This window comes from Aquiflexum sp. (genome assembly GCF_977115555.1).
Map to the genome: position 1 here is coordinate 1 of NZ_CDSBKL010000509.1, position 2,551 is coordinate 2,551.

Annotated in this window: 1 protein-coding gene; it reads left to right on the top strand. The window is 45.6% G+C overall.

Going from position 1 to position 2,551, the window contains the following annotated elements; translation table 11 throughout:
• A partial coding sequence (locus ACZFYI_RS18895) for a hypothetical protein (protein ID WP_462525673.1) occupies positions 1 to 2,551 on the top strand: 2,551 nt, incomplete at both ends.

Sequence of the window (2,551 nt, forward strand, 5' to 3'; positions counted from 1 at the left end):
ATGACCGCTCATTGTTAAAACGCTTCTCCAAGGTATTCGAACAAGCCTATACGCGATTCCTCGATCTCCAAAAAGCAGAAGCACAGGCAAGGGAATCGCAGATAAACCTTGCAGTGGAAAGAATTCGAGCGATGGCCTTGGCAATGCACCAAACCTCTGAATTAAAAGAGGTCATTAAAATAGTTGATGACCAAATAAAGGCACTCAATGTGGACAATTCCGGAGGAGCCTTTATTGTAATCAATGAAGATTTACAAGATGGTTTCAGCTGTTGGGGTGCGGGAGGAGTTGGTAACTATATCCGCAAAGTTGATATTCCTTTTTTAGACAGACCAATTTATAAGGAGCTAAAAAAAGGGATAGAAAACAGAACTCCATTTTTCACGGAGAATTACGGTTTTGAGGAAAAATGGGAATTCTTCAAGCATCTTTTCAAGCATGCCCCTTTTGACGAAACTCCACCTGAACGCCAGAAAGCATTGCTGTCAAATTCCATGGGCTATGCAAGGTCTTGTGTCGTTTCAAATAATACCAGCATTTTCATCATCAATCACAATGGGAAGGCTTTCAAAGAGGAGGAAAATAAAATCATCCGAGAAATAGGGAGAGTGTTTGAGCAGGCTTATACACGGTTCCTAGATCTGCAAAAGGCCGAAGCCCAGGCCCACGAATCCAAAATAGAAGCAGCCCTCGAAAAAGTCCGCTCCCGAACCATGGGCATGCAGAGCAGTAAAGAACTGCCTGAAGTTGCCAACCTCTTATTTTTGGAAGTACAGGGATTAGGAGTACCTGCCTGGAGCAGTGGGTTCAACATTCTGTCCGAAGAAGGCAAATCTGCTGCCGCTTGGATGAGCAGTGAGGGCGTTCTTCAGGAACCTTTTAAACTTCGCTTATTTGGTGAATCATCCTTTGATGAGATGGGTGCGTTCATCAAAAGCAAGGATACTTTTATGGTGCAGGAGCTTGGGGGAAATGCGCTTATAGAGCACTATGATCACATGAAATCCTTCCCAGATTTAAAACCTACCTTTTCTGCTATTGAGGCTCAGGGACTTTCCCTGCCCACCTACCAAATCAACCACCTCTGCAAATTCTCCCACGGTTTTCTGCTGTTTATCACCTACGAGCAAGTTCCGGATGCCCATGATATTTTCCGGCGTTTTACCAAAATCTTTGATCAGACCTATACCCGCTTCCTAGACCTTCAAAAAGCAGAAGCTCAGGCCCGGGAAGCTCGTATTGAAGCTGCCTTGGAACGTGTAAGATCCCGCACCATGGGAATGCAAAAAGCCGAGGAATTGGGAGAAGTAGCCACGATTTTGTTCGGTGAGATGAATACCCTCGTGGACAATCTTTGGACCTGTGGTTTTGTGCTTTGTGAAAAAAACCGAAAAGAAGACGAGTGGTGGCTCAGTCTAACAAACGGATTTATTGAGCCTTTTTCTCTTCCAAATGTAGGGGATTATGCCCATGAAGTGCTCTATGAAGGTTGGGGAAAAGGGGAGGCTTATCGGACTGTCACACTGGAAGACGAGCAACTCCAAGAGCACTACGACTGGCTCATGAAAATCCCAATTGCAGCCCAAATTTTTGAGGATATGGAAGCCTCCGGCATTCCACGTCCAAACTGGCAACGCTTACATGCAGCCTATTTTAAGACTGGATATTTGGTCATTATTACTGAAGAGCCCTGTGAGGAGGAAGAAATATTCAAGCGCTTCGCTCAGGTTTTTGATCTTACTTATACGCGCTTCCTTGACCTTCAAAAAGCGGAAAAGCAAGCCAGAGAAGCCCAAATTCAAGGAGCACTGGAAAAAGTGCGTTCTCGCTCTTTGGCTATGCAAAGTCCGGATGAACTGATCGAGGTAGCCCAACTGCTCCGAGAGGAAATGGGCGCATTGGGTGTAGAAGAGCTGGAAACCAGTTCCATCTACATTCAGGATGATGCTAGCGGATTGACCCAATGTTGGTTTACCATCAAGAATCCGGACAACCCGGATAAAGCGATAACCGACCAAATGGCTGTTGACCTTCATGATACCTGGGTGGGGCGAAGGATGGATGAATTTTACCGCTCCACAGCCAACCAAACATCCATCCTAATGCAGGGTGAGGAAAGGATAGAATGGATCCGATATTGTGAAGAAAAATCCGATTTGTTTGGGACCAGTAATTTTTATGGGGAGACTATTCCTGATCGCACTTATCATTTGTGCAAATTTTCCAATGGCTACATTGGAGCAGCCGCTCCGGGGGAGATTTCCTCAGAAAGCTGGGACCTGCTAAGAAGAGCCACCGCTGTTTTTTCCTTTGCCTACACACGTTTTCAGGATCTTCAAAGGGCCGAAGCCAGTGCACGGGCATCGATGAGACAGGCTTCGCTAGATAGGGTAAGAGCTGATATCTCCTCTATGCGCAGTGCCGGTGACCTGGACAGAATCACGCCATTGATTTTTAAAGAATTGACTGTACTAGGTGTTCCATTTATCCGCTGTGGGGTTTTTATCATCCATGAAAAAGAAGAAATTGTAGAAGCCTATCTTTCCTCACC